19 protein-coding genes and 3 pseudogenes are annotated in these 20,890 nt (G+C 71.4%); 16 read left to right on the forward strand and 6 right to left on the reverse strand.

Annotated elements, in window-relative coordinates; genetic code table 11:
- Positions 1-40: 40 nt before the first annotated feature.
- The 8 genes and pseudogenes from JRG78_RS02365 to JRG78_RS02400 form a co-directional block, all read left to right on the forward strand.
- A pseudogene (locus JRG78_RS02365) lies at positions 41-385 on the forward strand (holo-ACP synthase); the annotation flags it as partial.
- Positions 386-531: 146 nt separating this feature from the next.
- Positions 532-1,638 (forward strand): alanine racemase, encoded by a 1,107-nt coding sequence (gene alr, locus JRG78_RS02370; protein ID WP_272653582.1) that lies wholly within the window; start codon positions 532-534, stop codon positions 1,636-1,638.
- Positions 1,635-2,132, forward strand: coding sequence for a tRNA (adenosine(37)-N6)-threonylcarbamoyltransferase complex ATPase subunit type 1 TsaE (gene tsaE, locus JRG78_RS02375; protein ID WP_259607397.1), 498 nt, complete (start codon positions 1,635-1,637; stop codon positions 2,130-2,132). The genes alr and tsaE overlap by 4 nt, the downstream gene beginning before the upstream one ends.
- Positions 2,133-2,357: 225 nt before the next feature.
- Positions 2,358-2,954 (forward strand): tRNA (adenosine(37)-N6)-threonylcarbamoyltransferase complex dimerization subunit type 1 TsaB, encoded by a 597-nt coding sequence (tsaB, locus tag JRG78_RS02380; RefSeq protein WP_259607398.1) that lies wholly within the window; start codon positions 2,358-2,360, stop codon positions 2,952-2,954.
- Positions 2,951-3,799, forward strand: coding sequence for a ribosomal protein S18-alanine N-acetyltransferase (gene rimI / locus JRG78_RS02385; RefSeq protein WP_259607399.1), 849 nt, complete (start codon positions 2,951-2,953; stop codon positions 3,797-3,799). Before tsaB ends, rimI begins: the two co-directional genes overlap by 4 nt.
- Positions 3,796-4,854, forward strand: coding sequence for a tRNA (adenosine(37)-N6)-threonylcarbamoyltransferase complex transferase subunit TsaD (gene tsaD / locus JRG78_RS02390; protein WP_259607400.1), 1,059 nt, complete (start codon positions 3,796-3,798; stop codon positions 4,852-4,854). Before rimI ends, tsaD begins: the two co-directional genes overlap by 4 nt.
- Positions 4,851-5,315, forward strand: coding sequence for a hypothetical protein (locus JRG78_RS02395; protein WP_259607401.1), 465 nt, complete (start codon positions 4,851-4,853; stop codon positions 5,313-5,315). Before tsaD ends, JRG78_RS02395 begins: the two co-directional genes overlap by 4 nt.
- A 368-nt stretch (positions 5,316-5,683) precedes the next feature.
- Positions 5,684-6,475, forward strand: a complete 792-nt coding sequence (locus tag JRG78_RS02400; protein WP_259607402.1) for a hypothetical protein — start codon at positions 5,684-5,686, stop codon at positions 6,473-6,475.
- Here JRG78_RS02400 and JRG78_RS02405 read toward each other — a convergent pair whose 3' ends face one another.
- On the reverse strand, positions 6,476-7,660 hold the full coding sequence (locus tag JRG78_RS02405; protein WP_432806458.1) for a THUMP-like domain-containing protein: 1,185 nt from the start codon (positions 7,658-7,660) through the stop codon (positions 6,476-6,478).
- 474 nt (positions 7,661-8,134) lie between these two features.
- Here JRG78_RS02405 and groES point away from each other — a divergent pair, with 474 nt between their 5' ends.
- The 3 genes from groES (at position 8,135) to JRG78_RS02420 (ending at position 11,006) form a co-directional block, all read left to right on the forward strand.
- Positions 8,135-8,431, forward strand: coding sequence for a co-chaperone GroES (gene groES, locus JRG78_RS02410; protein WP_259607404.1), 297 nt, complete (start codon positions 8,135-8,137; stop codon positions 8,429-8,431).
- A 113-nt stretch (positions 8,432-8,544) separates the two neighbouring features.
- A complete protein-coding gene (gene rarD, locus JRG78_RS02415) occupies positions 8,545-9,471 on the forward strand; it encodes an EamA family transporter RarD (protein WP_259607405.1) in 927 nt (308 codons plus the stop codon).
- A 266-nt stretch (positions 9,472-9,737) separates the two neighbouring features.
- Positions 9,738-11,006, forward strand: coding sequence for an ABC transporter substrate-binding protein (locus tag JRG78_RS02420; RefSeq protein WP_259607406.1), 1,269 nt, complete (start codon positions 9,738-9,740; stop codon positions 11,004-11,006).
- A gap of 88 nt (positions 11,007-11,094) precedes the next feature.
- Here the strand turns inward: JRG78_RS02420 and JRG78_RS02425 are convergent, their stop codons facing one another.
- The 4 genes from JRG78_RS02425 to JRG78_RS02440 are packed head-to-tail and all read right to left on the reverse strand — an operon-like array spanning position 11,095 to position 15,279.
- Positions 11,095-11,982 (reverse strand): ABC transporter ATP-binding protein, encoded by an 888-nt coding sequence (locus JRG78_RS02425; protein WP_259607407.1) that lies wholly within the window; start codon positions 11,980-11,982, stop codon positions 11,095-11,097.
- Positions 11,979-12,956, reverse strand: coding sequence for an ABC transporter ATP-binding protein (locus JRG78_RS02430; protein WP_432806431.1), 978 nt, complete (start codon positions 12,954-12,956; stop codon positions 11,979-11,981). Before JRG78_RS02430 ends, JRG78_RS02425 begins: the two co-directional genes overlap by 4 nt.
- Entirely contained in the window at positions 12,946-13,923 is a 978-nt protein-coding gene (locus JRG78_RS02435; RefSeq protein WP_272653583.1) for a branched-chain amino acid ABC transporter permease, read from the reverse strand. The genes JRG78_RS02430 and JRG78_RS02435 overlap by 11 nt, the downstream gene beginning before the upstream one ends.
- Before the next feature lie 6 nt (positions 13,924-13,929).
- On the reverse strand, positions 13,930-15,279 hold the full coding sequence (locus JRG78_RS02440; RefSeq protein WP_259607409.1) for a branched-chain amino acid ABC transporter permease: 1,350 nt from the start codon (positions 15,277-15,279) through the stop codon (positions 13,930-13,932).
- A gap of 243 nt (positions 15,280-15,522) precedes the next feature.
- Between JRG78_RS02440 and guaB the strand changes: the two genes are divergently transcribed.
- The 3 genes and pseudogenes from guaB to JRG78_RS02455 all read left to right on the forward strand — a co-directional run.
- On the forward strand, positions 15,523-17,025 hold the full coding sequence (guaB, locus tag JRG78_RS02445) for an IMP dehydrogenase (protein WP_259607410.1): 1,503 nt from the start codon (positions 15,523-15,525) through the stop codon (positions 17,023-17,025).
- Positions 17,026-17,221: 196 nt separating this feature from the next.
- Complete coding sequence (locus JRG78_RS02450; protein WP_259607411.1) at positions 17,222-17,497, forward strand: DUF2277 domain-containing protein; 276 nt, start codon at positions 17,222-17,224, stop codon at positions 17,495-17,497.
- Between the two features lie 222 nt (positions 17,498-17,719).
- Positions 17,720-18,430: pseudogene (locus tag JRG78_RS02455) on the forward strand (ATP-binding cassette domain-containing protein); the annotation flags it as partial.
- A 46-nt stretch (positions 18,431-18,476) separates the two neighbouring features.
- Here the strand turns inward: JRG78_RS02455 and JRG78_RS02460 are convergent.
- Positions 18,477-18,764, reverse strand: a pseudogene (locus JRG78_RS02460) (FAD-dependent oxidoreductase); the annotation flags it as partial.
- A gap of 65 nt (positions 18,765-18,829) precedes the next feature.
- Between JRG78_RS02460 and JRG78_RS02465 the strand changes: the two are divergent.
- Both JRG78_RS02465 and JRG78_RS02470 read left to right on the forward strand, forming a co-directional pair.
- Positions 18,830-19,948 (forward strand): GuaB3 family IMP dehydrogenase-related protein, encoded by a 1,119-nt coding sequence (locus JRG78_RS02465; protein ID WP_259608245.1) that lies wholly within the window; start codon positions 18,830-18,832, stop codon positions 19,946-19,948.
- 71 nt (positions 19,949-20,019) lie between these two features.
- Positions 20,020-20,763: an SURF1 family protein gene (locus JRG78_RS02470; RefSeq protein ID WP_259608246.1), complete on the forward strand. Its 744-nt coding sequence runs from the start codon at positions 20,020-20,022 to the stop codon at positions 20,761-20,763.
- The last annotated feature ends 127 nt before the right edge of the window (positions 20,764-20,890 follow it).

Raw genomic sequence — 20,890 nt, forward strand, 5'->3', positions numbered from 1 at the left:
GCGCGCGGATGCGCGCGGATGCCGCGGGTAGGCTGATCCGGTGATCATCGGGACCGGCATCGACCTCGTCGACATCGCGCGGTTCGAGCGGAGCGTCGCCCGCACGCCGCGACTGCTCGAGCGTCTGTTCACGCCGTCGGAGCGGACGCTGCGGCTGCGCTCCCTCGCCGCGCGGTACGCCGCGAAGGAGGCGCTGATCAAGGCGCTCGGCGGCAGCGACGGGGTGCACTGGTCCGAGATCGAGATCGCGTCCGAGGCATCCGGCCGCCCCCGCTTCGTGCTGTCGGGGTCGACCGCCGCCGTCGTCGCGGAGCGCGGCATCACCACGCTGCATCTCACACTGACGCACGATGCCGGTCTCGCCGCCGCGTTCGTCGTCGCGGAGCGGACGGATGCCCCCGCTGCCGCCCAAGCACCCGCCGCCGCCGCATCCGCCGACACCCCGTCTTCGCGTCGACACCCCGTGCTCCAGACGTCCGCAGGGCGGGATCTCGACGACGGCACGGGGTCTCGGCCGGGGGAGGGGCGGGCATGACCCCGTTCCGCGAGGCGACGATCGACCTCGACGCGATCGCCGACAACGTCAGCCACCTGCGCCGGCTCACCGGGGTGCCGGTCATCGCGGTCGTCAAGGCGGACGGCTACGGGCACGGCGCGGCGGCGGCCGCCACGGCGGCGCTCGCCGGCGGCGCGTCGCGGCTCGCGACGGCGACGATCGAGGAGTCGCTGGCGCTGCGCCGCGCCGGCGTGACCGCGCCGCTGATGGCGTGGCTGCACGAGCCCGGCCGGCGGTTCGACGACGCCGCCGAGGCCGGCATCGAACTCGGCATCTCCTCCTTCGCGCAGCTGCTCGCCGCGGCGGATGCGGCATCCGTGGCCGCCCCGACCGCGGTGCACCTCAAGCTCGAGACCGGGCTGTCGCGCAACGGCGTCCCGCCGCAGGACTGGCCGCGCGTGCTCGCCGAGGCCGCGCGGCTCGAGCGGATCGGCCGCATCCGCATCGTGGGCCTCTTCAGCCACCTCTCCAACACCAGCCCCGAGGACGACCGGGCCGCTCTCGCACGGTTCCTCGAGGGGACGGATGCCGCGGAGGCGGCCGGCATCCGCCCGGAGATCCGGCACCTCGCCGCCACCGCCGCCGCGATAGACCTGCCGGAGACGCGCCTGGACGCGGTCCGGATCGGCATCGGTCTCTACGGGTTGTCGCCGTTCAATGACCGCAGCTCGGCGGATCTCGGGCTGCGGCCGGCGATGACGCTGCGCGCCGCCGTTGCGGCCGTGCGCCGGGTGCCGGCAGGGGCCGGCGTGTCGTACGGCTACGACCACCGCACCGAGCGGGAGAGCACGCTCGCGCTCGTTCCGCTGGGGTACGCCGACGGCATCCCGCGGCAAGCCTCGGGGCGCGGGCCGGTGCTCATCGGCGGGCGCCGCCACACCATCGCCGGTCGCGTGGCGATGGACCAGTTCGTCGTGGACGTCGGCGACCAGGAGGTCGCGGTGGGTGACGAGGTGATCGTGTTCGGCGACCCGACACTGGGGCATCCGTCGGCGACGGAGTGGGGGGATGCCGCGGGCACCGTCAACTACGAGATCGTCACGCGCATCGGGGCGCGCGTGCCGCGGCGGAGCGTGTCATGACGCTGGATGCGGAGCTGGCCGGACGCCACGAGATCGCGACCGCGGCCGACATGGAGGAGCTGGGCCGGAGGATCGGCGCGTCGCTCGGTCCCGGCGATCTGCTCGTGCTCACCGGTCCGCTGGGCGCGGGGAAGACCACGTTCACGCGCGGTCTCGCGAAAGGGCTCGGTGTGCGCGGACCGGTGCAGAGCCCCACGTTCGTGATCGCCCGCACCCATCCGTCGCTCGTCGGCGGCGCCCCGCTCGTGCACGTGGACGCGTACCGGCTGTCGTCGGCCGCCGAGCTGGACGACCTCGACATCGCCTTCGACCGGTCGGTGGTCGTCATCGAGTGGGGTCGGCCGATGGCGGATGCCGTGGCCGACGACTGGTGGGACATCGAGCTCGAACGCCCGGTCGGGGGAGGGGACGACGACCTCGGCGACGAGGACCTGGACACCGACGCGCCCCGCATCGTCACGATCACCCGCGTGGAGCGCTCCCCCGCACGCTGAGCGCGCCGCACGCTGAGCCCTGCGGACGCTGAGCCCCGCGGACGCTGAGCCCCGCGGACGCTGAGCCCTGCGGACGCTGAGCCCTGCGGACGCTGAGCCCGTCGAAGCGTCCCCCTTGACATCCGGACCCTTCGACGAGCTCAGGGTCCTCGACGAGCTCAGGGTCCTCGGCGCCGGCGGACCCGTCCGGCGGCCGGCCGCCCCTGCGCCGACTACCCTTGAGGTGTGATCCTCGCCGTCGACACTTCACTCGGGACGGCCGCCGCCGTCATCGATCACGACGGCCGCGTCGTCGCCGAGGCGTCCAGCCCCGACCCGCTCGGCCACGCCGAGGTGATCGGCGACCTCCTCGCCGAAGTCGTCCGCGACGCATCCCTCACCCACGTCGTCGCCGGCATGGGGCCCGGTCCCTTCACCGGGCTGCGCATCGGGATCGCCGCCGCGCGCGCGGTCGCGCTCGGCCGCGGCATCCCGGTCGTCGCCGTCCCCAGCCATTTCGCCCCGGCGCTGGCCGCGCTCGACGGCGGTGCCACGCGTTTCGCCGTGGTGACGGATGCCCGCCGCCGGGAGCTCGCGGTCAGTGTCTTCGACGGCACGGACGCCGACGGCATCCCTCGTCTGACCGAACCGGCGCACCTCGTGGCTCAGGGAACCGGCCTCGACCTCCCGGTCGTCGAGGCTGCGCAGCTGTCCGCGGTGGACCTGGCGCGCGTGGGCGCACGGGCGATCGCCGCCGGCCGCATCCTCACCGATGGCGAGCCGCTGTATCTGCGCTCGCCCGACGTCGTGCAGCCGGGCGCGCCGAAGAAGGTGAGCGCATGACCCTGCGCACCGCCACCATCGACGACCTCGACGCGATCATGCGCATCGAGCGGCGCTCGTTCCCGACCGACGCGTGGAGCGAGGACACCATGGCGACCGAGCTGACGAGCGCCCACAACCACTACCTCGTGGACGAGGAGGACGGCGTCGTCATCGGCTACGGCGGCCTGCGCGCGCTGCGGGGCGCGGCGGATGCCGACATCCAGACCATCGCGTTCGACGCCGAGCACCGGGGTGCCGGGCGCGGCAGGGCACTGCTGCGCGCCCTTCTCGCCGAGGCGGCGGAGCGCGGCGCGCGCGAGGTGTTCCTGGAGGTGCGGGCAGACAACCCGGGGGCCGAGGGACTGTACCTCTCCGAGGGTTTCGCCGAGCTGGCGCGCCGGCCCCGGTACTACCAGCCCGACGACGTCGACGCGATCGTGATGAAGCTCGACCTGAGGGCGTGGGCCGCTCGTGCCCGGGAGGGCACGACCGTCACCGGCGCTGACCCCGCCGTTCCCGCCGGCACCGTTGACCGCGCCGTTGCCGCTGGCACCGTTGACCCCGCCGGCACCGTTGACGCCGCTGGCCACGCTGTCCCCGCTCGCGCTCGGGAGGAGAACTCACGCTCGGGAGGAACGATCCGCCAGGATTCCCCTCCCGAGGGAGAGAACTCCTCCCGGGCGGACGAGGTTCCGGTGGACAGGAGTCCGGCGGGCACCGTCCCGGCGGACGGGAACCCGGCGGGCACCGTCGCGGCGGACAGGAACCCGGCGGGCACCGTCGCGGCGGACAGGAACCCGGCGGGCACCGTCGCGGCGGGCACGTCCGACGGCGGCACCTCGCGCGAGGAGGCGACGGCATGACCGGACCCCTGGTGCTCGGCATCGAGACGAGCTGCGACGAGACCGGGATCGGCATCGTCCGCGGACGCACGCTGCTGTCCAACACGATCGCGTCCAGCATGGACGAGCACGCCCGCTACGGCGGCGTCGTGCCCGAGGTCGCCGCGCGCGCCCACCTGGAGGCACTCCAGCCCGCGATCGAGCGGGCCCTCGATGAGGCTCAGGTGCGGCTGGAAGACCTGGACGCCGTCGCGGTCACCAGCGGTCCAGGACTGGCCGGCGCCCTGATGGTCGGCGTCGGCGCGGCGAAGGGCCTGGCGGTGTCGCTCGGCAAGCCGCTGTACGCCGTGAACCACCTCGTCGGGCACATCGCTGCGGACATCCTCGACCCGGATGCCCCGCCGCTGGAGTATCCGACGATCGCGCTCCTCGTCTCCGGCGGGCACACCTCGCTCCTGCACGTGCGCGACCTCACCACCGATGTCGAGCTCCTCGGCGAGACGGTGGACGACGCCGCGGGGGAGGCGTTCGACAAGGTCGCCCGCATCCTCGGGCTGCCGTATCCGGGTGGTCCGCAGATCGACCGCGCGGCCGCCGAGGGCGACCCGGACGCGATCCGGTTCCCGCGGGGCCTGTCCCGGGCATCCGACATGGCGAAGCACCGCTACGACTTCTCGTTCTCGGGCCTGAAGACCGCCGTCGCCCGCTGGATCGAGCGGGCCGAAGCACACGGCGATCCGGTGCCCGTGGCCGACGTCGCCGCGAGCTTCCGCGAGGCGGTCGTCGACGTGCTCGCCACGAAGGCGCTCGCCGCCTGCGCCGACCTGGGCGTGCCGAGGCTGCTGCTGGGCGGCGGCGTGATCGCCAACCGCCGGTTGCGCGAGGTCGTGCTCGAGCGTGCCGAGGCCGCGGGCGTCGCCGTGCGCATCCCGCCGCTGTCGCTGTGCACCGACAACGGGGCCATGATCGCGGCGCTCGCCGCGCAGCTCATCGCCGCGGGCCGCGGGCCGTCGACCCTCGGGTTCGGCGCCGACTCCACGCTGCCGGTCACCGAGATCCAGGTGAGTGCCGCATGACCGAGCCGTCGCCGCACATCGACGGCGTCAGCCCCGAGGTGGACGCGCCGGGGGATCCGGTCGCGCGGTCCGGGGCCGGCGATGAGCGGCGCGCATCCGGTGACGCGTATCGGCGGATGCCGGAGTACCGCCTCCCGGAGGCGCTGATCGCCCGTGGACCTCAGACCGACGCCGACGCGTTCCGCTCCGTCGAGGGTGCGCCGCAGGACGAGCCTGTCGACGACGCGAAGCTCGCCCCGTGGGCGCTCTTCGCGGCCATCGTCGCGCTGGCGACCTCGATGTTCGTCGGGTGGGGCATCCCGGTCGCCGTCGTCTCGGTGATCGCGGCGATCATGTCGCTGCGGCGCCCGGTCGAGAACCGCGCGATCGCGATGTGGGCGCTGGTGCTCGGCATCGCCGCGACCGTGTTCAGCCTCGGCTGGCTCATCTGGGCCGCCATGCAGTTCGAGAGCATGGGGTAGGGATGCCCGGGCCCGCCGACCCGGATCGGCTGAGGGAGCTCCGACGACGCGCCTGGGGGCGCGGCGGGGGTCTCGACGCCGCCGAGGCGGAGGAGCTCCGCCGGCTCGAGGCCGGGGCCTCCCCGGTCGGCCCCTCCCCGGTCGACCTCTCGCCGGTCGGCCCCTCACCGGTCGTTGAGCGAGCGGAGCGAGACGAAACGCCCTCCGCATCCGCGGATGCACCCGTCCCGGTCGGCCCCTCCCCGGTCGGCCCCGCACCGGTCGTTGAGCGAGCGGAGCGAGACGAAACGCCTTCCGCATCCGCGGACACCTCCGTCCCGGTCTCTGAGCGTCCCGATCCCGAGGCGCCGACCCGCAGCCGGCTGCCGATGATCCTCGCCGCCGTCGCGACCCTCGCCCTCGTGCTGGGTCTCGGCGCCGGCCGGCTGCTGTTCGGCGGGGGCGACGCCCCTCCCTCGATGCCCGCGGAGCACGAGGAGGTCTGGGCGCAGCTGGAGAACTCCGAGAACTTCGACCCCGGGTCGGTGGTGTATCGCGGCGAGAAGCACGGCGCGACCGTCTGGCAGGCGACGACCCAGGACGGAACGCAGCAGTGTCTCGTCATCGACGCCGGCGGGCAGCGCGAGTCCCAGTGCCTCCGCAGTGAGCAGGTGGACGAGTCCTTCGGCCTCAGCACGGGGCTGCAGCTCGGCCAGGACGGCGAGCTCGTCGACCTCTGGGCCGCCCTCGTCACGGACGTCGACGGACGGCAGCGGCTGATCATGCAGCGGCACGTCATCACCGACGGGCCGGACACGGGATGGGAGTCGATGTACAGCCAGGACGAGCTGGTGCACGCCCGCATCCTCGTGGCGGCGGGCTTCGACGGGCCCGGGCTTCAGCTGGTCGGATACGACGACGCGTCGCCGGTGTGGTTCGGCTTCCGCGACGGCCAGTGGTGCCTTGCGGTCGTGAGCGGCACAGCGGTTCATCAGAGCTGCGATGGCTCCGGGCCCACCGCAGACCTGAACCTGACCGTCGGGAGCACGACCTACGAGCTGCGGCAGACGCCCAACCGCGGGCGGATGCTCACCGTCGTGCGCGGCGCCCCGACCGAGGTGTGCAGCCCCGAGACCGGTGAGTGCGCCACGATCGACGACACCACCGGCGAGTACCAGTGATCAGACGCGGTCCGCGAGGATCGCGACGCGCCCGCCGGACGTCCGGGTGAGGATCAGCGTCGCCTGCTGCGATCCCCGCAGGGAGAGCTTCTTCCGGAACGCGGCGGGGTCGACATCCATGCCGCGCTTCTTGATCTCGAGCCGCCCGATATCGTGGGCGCGCAGAGCCGCGTTGATGGTCTTGACGTGGGCGGGCATCGTCTCGCGCACGCGGAACGACTGCACGAACGGGCTCGTCAGGGCGGCGTCACCGGTGAGGTAGGCGATGCTCTCGTCGAGCATGCCGGCATCCAGCATCCGTGCCGCCTCGCCGATGAGCCGGGCGCGGATGACGGCGCCGTCCGGCTCGTGCAGGTACGCGCCCAGCGGGCGCACGGGCTCGTCCTCGGCATCCGCGGGTGCCGTGATCTCGTCGGTGCGATCGCCGTGCACGACCAGCGCCGCGCGACGGATGCCCTCGCGCGCGAGCTCCCGGCTCCACAGCACCAGCTCGACGACGCTGCCGTCGGCGCTGACCCACTGGGCTTCGACGTCCGAGGGGACGAGGTCGCGGTCGAGGCCGGGGCCGAGCTTGATGCCGGTCGGCATCCGTGTGGCGAGGTCGAGACACCAGTCCAGGGCGGGGGAGTAGTCTGATGCCGCGACCCGCCGGGTCTCGCTGTGGCCGGCGGTGCGTCGGGCCGGGTCGAGCCACACGGCGGATGCCGAGTCGCCGGCGGGCGCCGCGTCCGCCGCCGCGTGCCGCACCGTGACCGCGTCACCGAACGGGGCGAGGTTGTAGGCGGCGATCGCGGCGGTGACCTCGTCGGCATCGACGGCATCGACCCGCAGGCCGGCGGCCGCGAACGCGAGGCTGTCCCCGCCGATGCCGCAGCCCAGGTCGGCGACGCGGGCGATGCCGGCCTGCCGCATCCGGACCGCGTGCAGGGCCGCCACGCCGAGACGGGTGGCCTGTTCCAGACCAGCGCGGGTGAACAGCATGCGCTCGGCGAACTCGCCGAACTTGTCGCGAGCCTTGACGCGCAGGTGCGCCTGGCCGACGACGGCGGAGACGAGGTCGGGGGAGTGGCCGGCCGCACGCAGCCGCGACACCGCCCTGGCGACGTCGGACGCGGAGCCGACGGGGCCGAGCTCGTCGAGGAGGGCGAGGCCCTCACGGGTGAGCAGGGCGCTGAGCTCGGACATCTGCACCCGGCAAGCCTATGCGGCCCGCGCGATGCGTTTCGTCTCGCTCCGCCTGCGGCGGTGCGGTTCCTGAGCCTGTCGAAGGGCGCTCAACGGCAGGGAGGGGCGTCGCCGTCCGCGTCGCCGTCGCGGTCGCCGGGAGGAAAGCGCATCTCTGGGGCGCTGGGGGATGCGGGAATCTCCCGTCCGCCGTCATCGTCGGCGTCGCTGGGAGAGAAGCGCATCGCGCGGGGCGGTTCGGGGTGCGGAAAGCTCCCATCGACGCGGGGGCAGCTGGCGGGCTGGGGCGTTTCGTCTCGCTCCGCCTGGGCGGTGCGGTTCCTGAGCCTGTCGAAGGGCGCTCGACAACCGGAGGGGAGGCGCTGGCACTCGCATTGCGTGAGTGCCAGCCGACCGCCTAGACTGGCGTTAGCACCCTCGGTGCGAGAGTGCTAACGAGTCTTCTGATCTCCGTACAGAAAGAAGAGGTACACCGTGTCGGTTTCCATCAAGCCGCTCGAGGACCGCATCGTCATCAAGCAGGTCGAGGCCGAGCAGACCACCGCCAGCGGTCTGGTCATCCCCGACACCGCCAAGGAGAAGCCCCAGGAGGGCGAGGTCGTGGCCGTGGGCCCCGGCCGCATCGACGACAACGGCAACCGTGTTCCGCTCGACGTCGCCGTCGGCGACCGCGTGCTCTACAGCAAGTACGGCGGCACCGAGGTGAAGTTCGGCACCGAGGAGTACCTCGTGCTGTCGGCCCGCGACGTCCTGGCGGTCGTCGTCCGCTGATCCTTCCGACATGTCGGCCCGCAGGGCCCGGATGCCACGGCATCCGGGCCCTGCGTCGTCCGCGGCGGGCCCCGCCGCCCGAGCAGAAACATCCCGAGGAGTAGGGTTGATCGGTGAGCACAGTGCCTGATCGGACGAAGACCAGCGGCATCGTCTTCACCGTCACGGCCTACCTGATCTGGGGCGTGCTGCCGCTCTACTTCCTCATTCTGACGCCGACCGGCCCGTGGGAGGTCGTGGCGTGGCGGGTGCTGCTGTCGTTCGCATTCTGCCTGCTGCTGCTCGCCGTCACGCGCGGCTGGGCGGCGTTCGGGGCGATCGTGCGTCAGCCCCGGCTGCTCGGCTGGACCGCCCTCGCGGGCCTGCTCATCTACGTCAACTGGCAGGTGTTCCTGATCGGCACCCTGACCGGGCACATCGTGGAGACCAGCCTCGGCTACTTCATCAACCCCATCTTCACCGTGCTGCTCGGGGTCTTCGTGCTGCGCGAACGGATCACGCGCCTGCAGTGGACCGCGATCGCCATCGCCGTGGTGGCCGTCGTCGTGATCATCGTCGCGTACGGCGCGTTCCCGTGGATCGCGCTGTCGCTCACGGCGTCCTTCGGCGTGTACGGCCTGGTCAAGAAGAAGATCGGCCCGGCGGTCGACGCCGTCAGCGGGCTCACGCTCGAGTCGTTCTGGCTGATCCCGATCGCCGTCGTGACCCTCATCGTCGTGGCACAGACCACCGATGTCACTTTCGGCGCGGTCGGGCCCGCGCACACCGCGCTGGTCGCGTTCGCCGGCGTGGCCACGGCCGTGCCGCTGCTGCTGTTCGCCGCGGGCACTCGCCGGGTCGATCTGAGCCTGGTCGGCATGATCCAGTTCATCACGCCGATCATGCAGTTCCTCGTCGGCTGGGCGCTGCTGGGTGAGCCGATGCCGCCGGAGCGCTGGGCGGGCTTCCTGCTCGTCTGGATCGCGATCGCGGTCTTCGTCGCCGACCTCATCGCGCAGGCGCGACGCGGCCGCCGCGAGGCGCCCGCCGAACTCGTCTGAGCGCCCCGGCCGGACGCATCGACAGGCATCCGCTCGCCCCTGCCCGAGGCATCCGCTCGCCCCTGTCCGAGGCTTCCGCTCGCCCCTGTCCGAGGCTTCCGCTCGCCCCTGTCCGCGGCATCCGCTCACCCGCGCTGCAGCCGCGGAACCGGCCTGCCGGATCGTTAGGCGACCGAGACAGAAATGCCCTCGCTCCGGCGTGTCTTCCGCCTAGGGTAAGAGGCATCGGTGGGGCATGACCCCGTTCGTATATGCAAGGGAGCAACATGAACGCACTGAAAAGCTCGCGCACCGCGAGGATCTTCGCCGGGGCAGCGATGATCAGCGCCTCCGCACTGGTGATCGCCGGCTGCAGCAACACGCCGGCCGAGGAGCCGAACGAGGGCGGCGGCGAGAAGCCGGCCGCGGACCTCACCCTGAAGCTGGGCTCACTGCTTCCGCAGACCGGATCCCTGGCATTCTTGGGCCCGCCGATGGAGTCCGGCGTCGGGCTCGCCGTGCAGGAGATCAACGAGGCCGACGCGGGCGTCACCATCGAGATGCACTCCGAGGACGAGGGCGACACCGACACCAAGGCCTACGAGACCTCGATCACCAAGCTGCAGAGCGAGGGCGTGGCCGGCATCGTCGGCGCCGCCTCGTCGGCGGTGTCGAAGCTGATCCTCGACGGCAACGTCGGCGCCGGCATCATCACGATCTCGCCGTCGAACACCTCGCCGGACTTCACCGCCTGGGACGACAACGGCCTCTACTTCCGCACCGCGCCGAGCGACCTGCTCCAGGGGGAGGTGCTGGGCAACCTGATCGCCGAGGACGGGCACAAGTCGCTCGGCATCATCTACCAGAACAACGCCTACGGCACCGGTCTGTTCGACGCCATCAAGACGACGTTCGAGGGCACCGGCGGCGAGGTCGTCGCGGACGCGTCGTTCAACATCGGCGACGCGCAGTTCGACGCCCAGGTGTCGACCATCATGGCGGCCAACCCCGACGCGATCGCGGTGGTCTCCTACGACGAGTTCAAGACGATCGCGCCGCTGCTGGTGAACGCCGGTTTCGACCCGAGCAAGTTCTACCTCGTCGACGGCAACCTGTCGAACACGTACGACACCGAGCTCCCGGCGGTCAAGCTCGAGGGCGCCAAGGGCACCAAGCCCGGCCCCGCGCTCGAGGACGACTTCACCGATCGACTCCAGGAGTACTGGACCGGTGAGGGCAACAGCGAGGTGGAGGACTTCACCTACGCGGCCGAGGCCTACGACGCGGTCGTGCTGATGGCCCTGGCGTCGCTCGCGGCGGGTTCGACCGAGGGCGTCGACATCGCCGAGAAGATGCAGGAGGTCTCCGGCGGTTCCGGCGACGGCGAGAAGTGCACCAGCTTCGCCGACTGCGCGAAGATCATCAACGAGGGCGGCACCGCCGATTACGACGGCTACTCCGGTGAGATCACGTTCGATGAGAACGGCGACCCGAAGGGCGCGGCGATCGGCGTGTTCCAGTACGGCGCCGACAACACCTACGAGCGGATCAACTGATCCCACTCACGACGAGGGCCTCCGGATGCCGCATCCGGAGGCCCTCGTCGTGTGCGCGGTTCGTGGCTCAGGCGCCGCCGTTCGTGGCTCAGGCGGCGTCGGTGCCGAGCGTCCCGAGGTACAGGCCGATCACCTTCGGGTCGTTCAGCAGATCGCGGCCGGAGCCCTCATAGGCGTCGCGGCCCTGGTCGAGGACGTAGCCCCGATCGCAGATCTGCAGGCAGCGGCGGGCGTTCTGCTCCACCATGATCGTCGTCACGCCTGCCTTGTTGATGTCGGAGACGCGGATGAACGCGTCATCCTGACGCACCGGGGACAGCCCCGCCGACGGCTCGTCGAGCAGCAGCACGGACGGGTCCATCATCAGCGCCCGGGACATCGCGACCATCTGGCGCTCGCCACCGGACAGCGAGCCGGCGCGCTGGTTCAGCCGCTTGCCGAGCTCGGCGAAGATGCCGGTGACGAACTCCAGCCGCTCGGCATAGATCTTCGGATTCTGGTACAGCCCCATCTGCAGGTTCTCGGCGATCGTCAGCGACGGGAACACGTTGTTCGTCTGAGGCACGAAGGCGACGCCGCGCTTGACCAGCTTGTCGGCCTTCAGCCCGACGATGCTCTCGCCGTTCACGGTGATGTCGCCCGCGCGCACCTGCACCAGGCCGAAGATCGCCTTCAGCAGCGTCGACTTGCCGGCGCCGTTCGGGCCGATGATGCCGATCAGCTCGCCCTTGCGGGCGACGAGGTTCGCGCCGTTGAGGATGTTCACGCCGGGGAGGTACCCGGCGTGGACGTCGGTGAGCTCGACGACGACGTCCCCGCCCTCGGCGGGGACGCTCGGCGTCGCCTGCCCTGAGCCTGTCGAAGGGACGACGTCCCCGCCCTCGGCGGGGACGCTCGGCGTCGCCTGCCCTGAGCCTGTCGAAGGGACGACGTCCCCGCCCCCGGCGGGGACGCTCGGGTTTGTGGCATCCGTCATGACTCGTCCTCCTTCGAGGCCTCGAGCTCGGCCTCCGCCTCGGTCTCGATCTTCTCGCGCAGCTTCGTCGCCGTGGCATCCGACACCACCGGGATCCGGCCGGTCACGGCACCGAGGTCGACGTCCTGGTGCGCACCCAGGTACGCGTCGACCACGGCCGGGTCCTCCATCACCGTCTCCGGCGGACCCTCGGCGACCACGCGGCCCTCGGCCATCACGACCACCCAGTCGGCGATGTGCCGCACCATGTGCATGTCGTGCTCGACGAACAGCACGGTCATGCCGTGCTCCTTCAGGTCGAGGATGTGGTCCAGCAGCGACTGGGAGAGGGCGGGGTTGACGCCGGCCATCGGCTCGTCGAGCATCACCAGCGTCGGCTCGCTCATCAGGGCGCGGGCCATCTCGAGCAGCTTGCGCTGACCGCCCGAGAGCGAGGCGGCGAAGTCCTGCTCCTTCGCGTCCAGCTTGAACCGCTTCAGCAGCTCGCGGGCACGCTGCTCGATCGCTGCCTCGCGCCTGCGCCAGAGGAAGGGCAGCAGGCTCGGCCAGAACTTCTCGCCGAGCTGATCCTTCGCGCCGAGCTTCATGTTCTCGAGAACGGTGAGCAGCGACAGCGACTTCGTCAGCTGGAAGGTGCGCACCTGCCCCATGCGGGCAACCTTGAACGAGGGGATGCCGGCGAGCTGGGTGCCGTCGTAGGTCCACGAGCCGCTGTTGGGCTTGTCGAAGCCGCACAGCAGGTTGAACAGCGTGGTCTTCCCGGCGCCGTTCGGCCCGATCAGGGCCGTGATCGCGCCGCGCGGGATCTCGAGATGGTCGACGTCGACCGCGGTCAGGCCGCCGAAGCGGCGCTGGACGCCGTCGATGACGAGGATCGGGTCGACCTTGGCGACGCCGGGCGCGCCGGGTCCCTTGGCCAGCCCCGTCGTCTTCGGCCGGCGCGCGCTCGGGGTGGGGGTGCTCTCACTTGACAAAGGTCATCTCCCTCTTGTCGCCGAGGATGCCCTGGGGGCGGAAGATCACGAGCAGCATCAGCGCGATGCCGATGAAGACGTTCACCAGCGTCGCCGCCTGGCTGTCGGACATGGGCAGGTAGCCGTTCTGCGCCATCTGCGGCAGGAGGTTCGCCAGGAACGCGAACACGAGCCAGAACAGCACGGCGCCGAGCGTCGGGCCGAGCACGGTCGCCGCACCGCCGAGCAGGAGGATCGTCCACAGGAAGAAGGTGAGCGAGGTGGTGTAGCTGCTCGGGACGACGGCGCTGGGCAGCACGAAGACGATGCCGCCCGCGGCGCCGATGACGCCGCCCACGATCAGCGCCTGCATCTTGTACGCGAAGACGTTCTTGCCCAGCGACCGCACGGCGTCCTCATCCTCACGGATGCCCTTGAGCACGCGGCCCCAGGGGCTGCGCATCAGCGCCCACACCAGCAGGATCGCCAGGACGAGGACGATCAGCCCGAACACCCGGTTCCAGAGGTCGTTCGCGGTGTACGTCCACGGGCCGAACCCGTACGTGCCCACCGGGAACGGGTTGGCGTCGCGGAAGCCGCCGTTGTACTGCGCGAGGCCGTCGGCCGAGTTCGTCCACTCGTCGAACAGCTGCGTGGTGAACAGCAGCCGCACGATCTCGCCGGCGGCGATCGTCGCGATCGCGAGATAGTCGGCGCGCAGCCGCAGGGTCGGGATGCCGAGCAGGATCGCGAACAGCGCCCCGCCGGCGAGGCCGATGAGCATGCCCACCCACCAGGGCGCCCCGAACGTGAGCACCGAGATCGCGTATCCGTAGCCGCCGAGCGCCATGAACGCCGCCATGCCGAAGTTCAGCAGCCCCGCGTAGCCGAAGTGCACGGCCAGGCCGGTGGCCGCCAGGGCGTACGCCAGGGTGACCGGGCTGAACAGGTAGACGGCCGTGTTGGAGAAGATGCTTCCGAAGTCCATGGTGAATCAGCCCAGCCTTTCCCTGCGTCCGAGCAGTCCCTGCGGTCTGACGAGAAGGATGACGATGAGGACGACGAGTGCGCTCGCGTACTTCAGATCCGACGGGATCCACAGCGTCGAGATCTCCACCGCGATGCCCACGATGAGCGAACCGACCAGGGCGCCGAACGCGGTGCCGAGACCGCCGAGCGTGATCGCGGCGAAGATCAGCAGCAGCATCTGCCCACCCATGTCCCACTTCACGCCGGGACGGAAGTACGCCCACAGGATGCCCGAGATCGCCGCGAGCACGCCGGAGAGGATCCACACGTAGCGGATCACCCGGTCCACGTCGATGCCGGAGGCGGCCGCGAGCTGCGGGTTGTCGGAGATGGCCCGGGTCGCCTTGCCGATGCGGGTGCGGGTGAGGAAGTACGCCACGCCCAGGATGACGACGACGCTGACGCCGATGCCGATCAGGTCGATGTACGACAGCGCCACCGGACCGAACCGGATCGGCGTGGGGCTTGCGCCGGGCAGCTGACGAGTCGCGCCGCCGATGAAGTACTGGAACACGTAGCGCAGCGCCAGGGACAGGCCGATGCTGACGATCATGAGCTGCACGACGCCGAGTCCGCGATGGCGGAGCGGGCGCCACAGCCCGGCATCCATCGCCCACCCGAACAGGCCGCCGCCGATCACCGCGGCGGCGATGCCGAGCCACAGCGGCTGGTGCCAGAACGAGCTCATCACCATCACGACGAGCCCGCCCCAGGTGACCATCTCGGCGTGCGCGAAGTTGGACAGCCGGGTGGTGCCGTAGATCAGGGCGGCGCCCATCGACGCCAGCGCCAGCAGCAGGCCGAAGTTCACGCCGCCGACCAGGCGCGAGAGCAGCTGGTCGATGAACGAGGTGGTGATGCGCTCGCCCTCGCCGAGGAAGAGGTTCACGATCTTCGTGCCGGTCAGGCCGAACTCCACCTCGAACGAGGCGGTCGTGCCGGCGATCGGCTGCGTGCCCTCGGGCAGCTGCGTGGCGTCGACGATCACACCCTCGGGAAGGGTGTCCTCGTCGACGGTGAGCGTGTAGGTGTCCTTCTCGGGCACGTACAGACGCCACTTGCCCTCGGCATCCGTCTCGGTCTCGGCCTCGAATCCGCCGCCCTCGATCTGCATGGTGACGCCCTCGACCGGCTCACCCTCGAAGGTGATGTTGCCGCCGAAGTAGTAGTCCGTGACCTCCTGCCCGTCGTCGGTGGTCTCGGCGAACGCGGCCCCGGCCGGCTGCAGGAGCAGCAGGAACAGGGTCGCGAGCACGGCGAGCAGGGCGATCAGCCCGCTTCGGGGACGCCGAAGCGTCGTCGATCTGGGTCCCACGCATCCTCCACTTCGAGTGCAATGCCGAGCCGGCCCGGGTGGCGCCGTTCGGGTGATGGACGTCGCACTGAGCGTATCCCGCGGTCCCGCGGTTCGCACCATCCGCACAGGTTCTGCGGAATAACAGGTACGTCACGACGTTTAGAATCGGTACAGACGGAAGCCCCCGCCCCGTCCTCCGGCCACCCGCCGTCCCCGCGCATCCGCCACTTGACCGCGCCTCCGGGCGCAGAGGAGCCTCCCATGGAGCAGCACGACCCGTTCGGTTTCGTCGGACTCACCTACGATGACGTGCTGCTGCTTCCGGGGCACACCGACGTCATCCCGAGCGAGGCCGACACGTCGTCGCGGGTGACCAAGCGCATCTCGGTCGCCACGCCCCTGCTCTCCAGCGCGATGGACACCGTCACCGAGGCGCGGATGGCGATCGCGATGGCGCGTGAGGGGGGCCTCGGCATCCTGCACCGCAACCTGTCGATCGCCGATCAGGCGTCGCAGGTCGACCGCGTCAAGCGCAGCGAGTCGGGCATGATCACCGACCCGATCACCACCACGCCGGACGCCACCATCGAGCAGGTCGATGCGCTCTGCTCCCGCTACCGCATCTCGGGCCTGCCGGTAGTCGACGCCGACGGACGCCTGGTGGGCATCGTCACCAACCGCGACATGCGCTTCGTCTCCGGGTTCGAGCGCCAGTCCACCCTGGTCAAGGACGTCATGACCAGCGAGAACCTGGTCACCGCCCCGGTCGGATTGGCCGCGGGCGAGGTGATCGCGCTGTTCGCGAAGCACCGCGTGGAGAAGCTGCCGCTCATCGACGACAACGGCAAGCTCGCCGGGCTGATCACGATCAAGGACTTCGACAAGAGCGAGAAGTACCCGCTCGCCACCAAGGACGAGCAGGGCCGCCTGCGTGTGGGCGCCGCGATCGGGTTCTTCGGCGACGCGTGGGAGCGCGCCGAGGCGCTGCGGGATGCCGGTGTGGACGTGCTCGTCGTGGACACGGCGAACGGCCAGTCGCAGGGCGTCATCGACCTGGTGAAGCGGCTGAAGGCGGACTCCTCCTTCGACGGCATCGACGTCATCGGCGGCAACGTCGCGACCCGTGAGGGCGCCCAGGCGCTGGTGGACGCGGGCGTGGACGCCGTGAAGGTCGGCGTCGGCCCCGGCTCGATCTGCACCACGCGCGTGGTCGCGGGCGTGGGCGTGCCGCAGATCACCGCCGTGTACGAGGCGTCTCTGGCGGCCGGGCCGGCCGGCGTCCCCGTGATCGCCGACGGCGGGCTGCAGTACTCGGGCGACATCGCCAAGGCGCTGGTCGCCGGTGCGGATGCCGTGATGCTGGGCTCGCTGCTCGCCGGCACGGACGAGTCGCCGGGCGAGATCGTCTTCCAGTCGGGCAAGCAGTTCAAGCAGTACCGCGGCATGGGCTCGCTGGGCGCCATGCAGACCCGGGGCAAGCAGACGTCCTATTCGAAGGACCGCTACTTCCAGGCCGACGTCCCCAGCGACGACAAGCTGATCCCGGAGGGCATCGAGGGACAGGTGCCGTACCGCGGCCCGCTGTCCGCGGTCGCCTACCAGCTGGTGGGCGGTCTGCGGCAGTCGATGTTCTACGTCGGCGCGCGTACCATCGAGGAGCTCAAGCAGCGCGGCAAGTTCGTCCGGATCACGCCGGCCGGGCTGAAGGAGTCGCACCCGCACGACGTGCAGATCGTCGTCGAGGCCCCCAACTACAAGCGCTGACCCCGGCCCGGGTCCCTCCCGGCTGCCTTTTCGGGGTTCCTTTCCGGGTCCATTCCGGGTTCCTTTTCCGGGTTTGGGGCGGATTCCTGCGTTCGGGGCGGGTATCCTCCGCCCCGAACGCGAGAATGCGCCCCAAACGGGTGGGGAGGGTGAGGGGAGGGTTCCGGATGCCGGTGACGCGGCGTACCGTGCCAGTATGTGCCGCAGCATCCACACCCTCCACAATTTCGAGCCGGCCGCGACCTCCGAGGAGGTGCACGCCGCCGCGCTACAGTACGTGCGCAAGATCGCCGGGACGACGAAGCCGTCCAAGGCCAACCAGGAGGCCTTCGACCGCGCCGTCGCCGAGATCGCGCACGCCACGCAGCACCTGCTGAACGACCTCGTCGCCACCCGCCCGCCGAAGAATCGCGAGGAGGAGGCCGCGAAGGCCCGCGCCCGCGCGGTCGCCTCGGGCCGCTACGCCGCCTGATCCGAGGCGGTCCGTCGCCTCGCCGACATCCGGCGGCGCCGTCTTCGGTGCGCGTCGACGCGCGGACGGATGCCAGGTGCGGACGCATGCCGGGCGCGGGCGGACGCCGGGTGGGGACGGATACCGGCACGACGGATGCCGGGGGTGCCGACGAGAACCCGGCGCTGAGGATGCTGATAGCCTGGTCGGCTCGCCGCGCAGCGGGCGGAAGGATGCGCCACCGTGGGCCATATCGACATCAATGCCGTCACGCTCAGCCTGCCGGACGGCCGCCCGCTGCTGGACGAGGTGACGTTCCGCGTCGGCGCCGGGTCGACGAGCGCGCTGATCGGGCCGAACGGGGCCGGCAAGTCGACCCTGCTGCGGATCATCCGCGGCGAGCTGACGCCCGACGACGGCGCGGTCACGATCGACGGCGCGCTCTGGGTGATGGACCAGTTCGTCGGCCACGGCCGGCCCGGCGCGACCGTCCACGACCTGCTGGTCGGCGTCGCCCCTCGCCGCATCCGTGCCGCCGCCGAGGCGCTCGAGGCGGCGGAGAACGCCCTCATCGAGGAAGACACCGAGCGCACCCAGATGGCGTACGCCACGGCGATCGCCGAGTACGCCGACGCCGGCGGCTACGAGCACGAGACGGTGTGGGACCAGTGCACGATCGCCGCCCTCGGCATCCCGTACGAGCGCGCCCGTTTCCGCGACCTCGACACCCTGTCCGGCGGGGAGCAGAAGCGCCTGGCGCTGGAGGCTCTGCTGCGCGGCCCGGACGATGTGCTGCTTCTCGACGAGCCCGACAACTACCTCGACGTGCCCGCGAAGCGCTGGCTGGAGGAGCGGCTGCGCGAGACGCCGAAGACCGTGCTGCTGGTCTCACACGACCGCGAGCTGCTCGCCCGCGCCGCCGACCGCATCGTCACGCTCGAGCCGGGCGGCGCGCACCGGCCCCATCCATCGCACCCGCCGCCTGTGCACCCGCCCCACCCAGCCCGCCGTGCGTGACCAGGCCGTGCAGGCGCAGCAGCGGCTCGCCGCCCCGCGCCCCCAGCGCGTCCCAGCCCTCGCGGGAGCGCATCAGCAGGTCGAGGTAGTGGTCCTCGGCGTACGCGTTGTTGAAGTTGCGGGTGGCCCCGTGCGACGCGCCGTGCGTGTGCCCGCGTCCGAAACGCTCCAGCACCACCGGGCGCCGCCCGCGCCGGGTCAGCTCCCACGCCGCCGCAACTCCCATCGCGCCGCCGCCCACCACGGCGATCTCCACCGGCTCCTCGATCATCCACGCCTCCTCCTGGCGCCCAGTCTGTCAGCGTCGGACCGTGCGGGTAGTCTGGAGCGGTGACCATGGAGATCGAGATCGGCCGGGGCAAGCGCGCCCGTCGTGCCTACACGTTCGACGACATCGCGGTGGTGCCCTCGCGTCGCACCCGCAACCCGGAGGACGTGTCCACGTCGTGGACGATCGACGCGTTCCCCTTCGACATCCCGGTGATCGGCGCCCCGATGGATTCCGTGGTGAGCCCGCGGACCGCCATCATGCTCGGCCGACTCGGCGGGCTCGGCGTGCTCGACCTCGAGGGCCTGTGGACCCGGTACGAGAACCCGGAGCCGCTGCTCGACGAGATCGCCTCGCTGCCCGACGACCGCGCGACGGCCCGGATGCAGCAGCTGTACGCGGAGCCGATCAAGCCCGAGCTGATCAAGCAGCGCCTGGCCGAGATCCGCGAGGCCGGCGTCACCGTCGCCGGCTCGCTCACCCCGCAGCGCACCCAGGAGCTGTACGAGACCGTCGTCGCCGCCGGGGTCGACCTGTTCGTGATCCGCGGCACCACGGTGTCGGCCGAGCACGTCTCCAGCGTCGCCGAGCCGCTGAATCTCAAGCGGTTCATCTACGATCTCGACGTCCCCGTGATCGTCGGCGGCGCCGCCACCTACACCGCGGCCCTGCACCTGATGCGCACCGGCGCGGCCGGCGTGCTCGTCGGCTTCGGCGGGGGAGCGGCGTCGACCACGCGCGCCACGCTCGGCATCCACGCCCCCATGGCGACCGCGGTCTCCGACGTCGCCGCCGCGCGCCGCGACTACCTCGACGAGTCCGGCGGCCGCTACGTCCACGTGATCGCGGACGGCGGCGTCGGCACCTCCGGCGACATCGTGAAGGCCCTCGCGATGGGCGCGGACGCGGTGATGCTCGGCGTCGCGCTGGCGCGGGCGACGGATGCCCCGGGCCGGGGCTACCACTGGGGTCCCGAGGCGCACCACCCGCAGCTGCCCCGGGGCCGCCGCGTGGCGGTGCAGGGCATCGGCACGCTCGAGGAGATCCTGTACGGTCCGGCGCCGGTCGCCGACGGCACCGCCAACCTCATCGGCGCGCTGCGCAAGTCGATGGCCACGACCGGCTACTCCGACCTCAAGGAGTTCCAGCGCGTCGAGGTGGTGCTCGCACCCTACGAGCAGGGATGACCGCATCCGGACCTGACGAGACGGCCGGCGTGAGCGACACCGTGCCGTTTCCGCCGACGCTGCGCGAGGTGATGCTCCGTCCGCGCTGGCTGGGGATGCTCGCGCTGTGCCTCATCGTCGCCGGCGTGTTCGCATTCCTCGGCCAGTGGCAGCTCGGCCGCGCCGTCGACACCGACCCGCCGCCGCCCGGCGCGACCGAGCAGGTGCGTCCCCTGGAGGACGTCGTTCAGCCCGGCGAGTACCTCGGCGAGGCATCGGGCGGGCAGCGCGTGTCCGTCTCGGGCACCTGGGTGCCGGAGGACTTCATCGTCGTCTCCTCCCGGTTCAACGACGGCGCCGAGGGATACTGGGTGACCGGGCAGCTGCGCGTCGCCGAGCGCACCTCGATCGCCGTCGCGCTCGGCTGGGCGCCGACGCGGGAGCAGGCGGATGCCGCGGCCGCGCGGCTCACGGATGCCGGTGCCGCCGAGACCCGGATCACCGGCCGCCTCATCGACGACGAGGGCGTGACCGTGCCGCCGCGGTCCGACCCCGACGAGCTCACCCGGATGTCGCCGGCTGCGCTGCTGGGACGCTGGCACGACGTGGAGCAGCTGTCGGTGTACCGGCCGTACCTCGCCTCGGCCGCGGCGCCGCCGGGCCTGGTCGACATCGTCTCGCCCGCACCCGAGCAGAAGTCCCCGGTCAACTGGCTGAACATCTTCTACGCCGCGGAATGGGCCGTGTTCGCCGGCTTCGCCTTCTACCTCTGGTACCGCCTCGCGAAGGACGCCTGGGAGCGGGAACTCGAGGAACTCGCCGTCGCCGACGAGTGAAGCGGCATCCGCGACGGCACGGGCGGTGACCATCCGGTGACCGATCGGCGAACGCCCTTGAGGAACGTCGCCGGCCCCCTCTAGGGTCACTTGCAGATGCGTGTGCCCGATGCCCGACCGGGCTCGG

This window comes from Microbacterium sp. EF45047 (assembly GCF_028472845.1).
Lineage (GTDB): Bacteria > Actinomycetota > Actinomycetes > Actinomycetales > Microbacteriaceae > Microbacterium > Microbacterium neungamense.

Bases quoted from the DNA above. Each gene is read 5' to 3' on its own strand.
- alr (WP_272653582.1), top strand. From the start codon at position 532: ATGACCCCGTTCCGCGAGGCGACGATCGACCTCGACGCGATCGCCGAC.
- tsaE (WP_259607397.1), top strand. From the start codon at position 1,635: ATGACGCTGGATGCGGAGCTGGCCGGACGCCACGAGATCGCGACCGCG.
- rimI (WP_259607399.1), top strand. From the start codon at position 2,951: ATGACCCTGCGCACCGCCACCATCGACGACCTCGACGCGATCATGCGC.
- tsaD (WP_259607400.1), top strand. From the start codon at position 3,796: ATGACCGGACCCCTGGTGCTCGGCATCGAGACGAGCTGCGACGAGACC.
- JRG78_RS02395 (WP_259607401.1), top strand. From the start codon at position 4,851: ATGACCGAGCCGTCGCCGCACATCGACGGCGTCAGCCCCGAGGTGGAC.
- JRG78_RS02400 (WP_259607402.1), top strand. From the start codon at position 5,684: ATGATCCTCGCCGCCGTCGCGACCCTCGCCCTCGTGCTGGGTCTCGGC.
- JRG78_RS02405 (WP_432806458.1), bottom strand. From the start codon at position 7,660: ATGTCCGAGCTCAGCGCCCTGCTCACCCGTGAGGGCCTCGCCCTCCTC.
- JRG78_RS02420 (WP_259607406.1), top strand. From the start codon at position 9,738: ATGAACGCACTGAAAAGCTCGCGCACCGCGAGGATCTTCGCCGGGGCA.
- JRG78_RS02425 (WP_259607407.1), bottom strand. From the start codon at position 11,982: ATGACGGATGCCACAAACCCGAGCGTCCCCGCCGGGGGCGGGGACGTC.
- JRG78_RS02435 (WP_272653583.1), bottom strand. From the start codon at position 13,923: ATGGACTTCGGAAGCATCTTCTCCAACACGGCCGTCTACCTGTTCAGC.
- guaB (WP_259607410.1), top strand. From the start codon at position 15,523: ATGGAGCAGCACGACCCGTTCGGTTTCGTCGGACTCACCTACGATGAC.
- JRG78_RS02450 (WP_259607411.1), top strand. From the start codon at position 17,222: ATGTGCCGCAGCATCCACACCCTCCACAATTTCGAGCCGGCCGCGACC.
- JRG78_RS02465 (WP_259608245.1), top strand. From the start codon at position 18,830: ATGGAGATCGAGATCGGCCGGGGCAAGCGCGCCCGTCGTGCCTACACG.
- JRG78_RS02470 (WP_259608246.1), top strand. From the start codon at position 20,020: ATGCTCCGTCCGCGCTGGCTGGGGATGCTCGCGCTGTGCCTCATCGTC.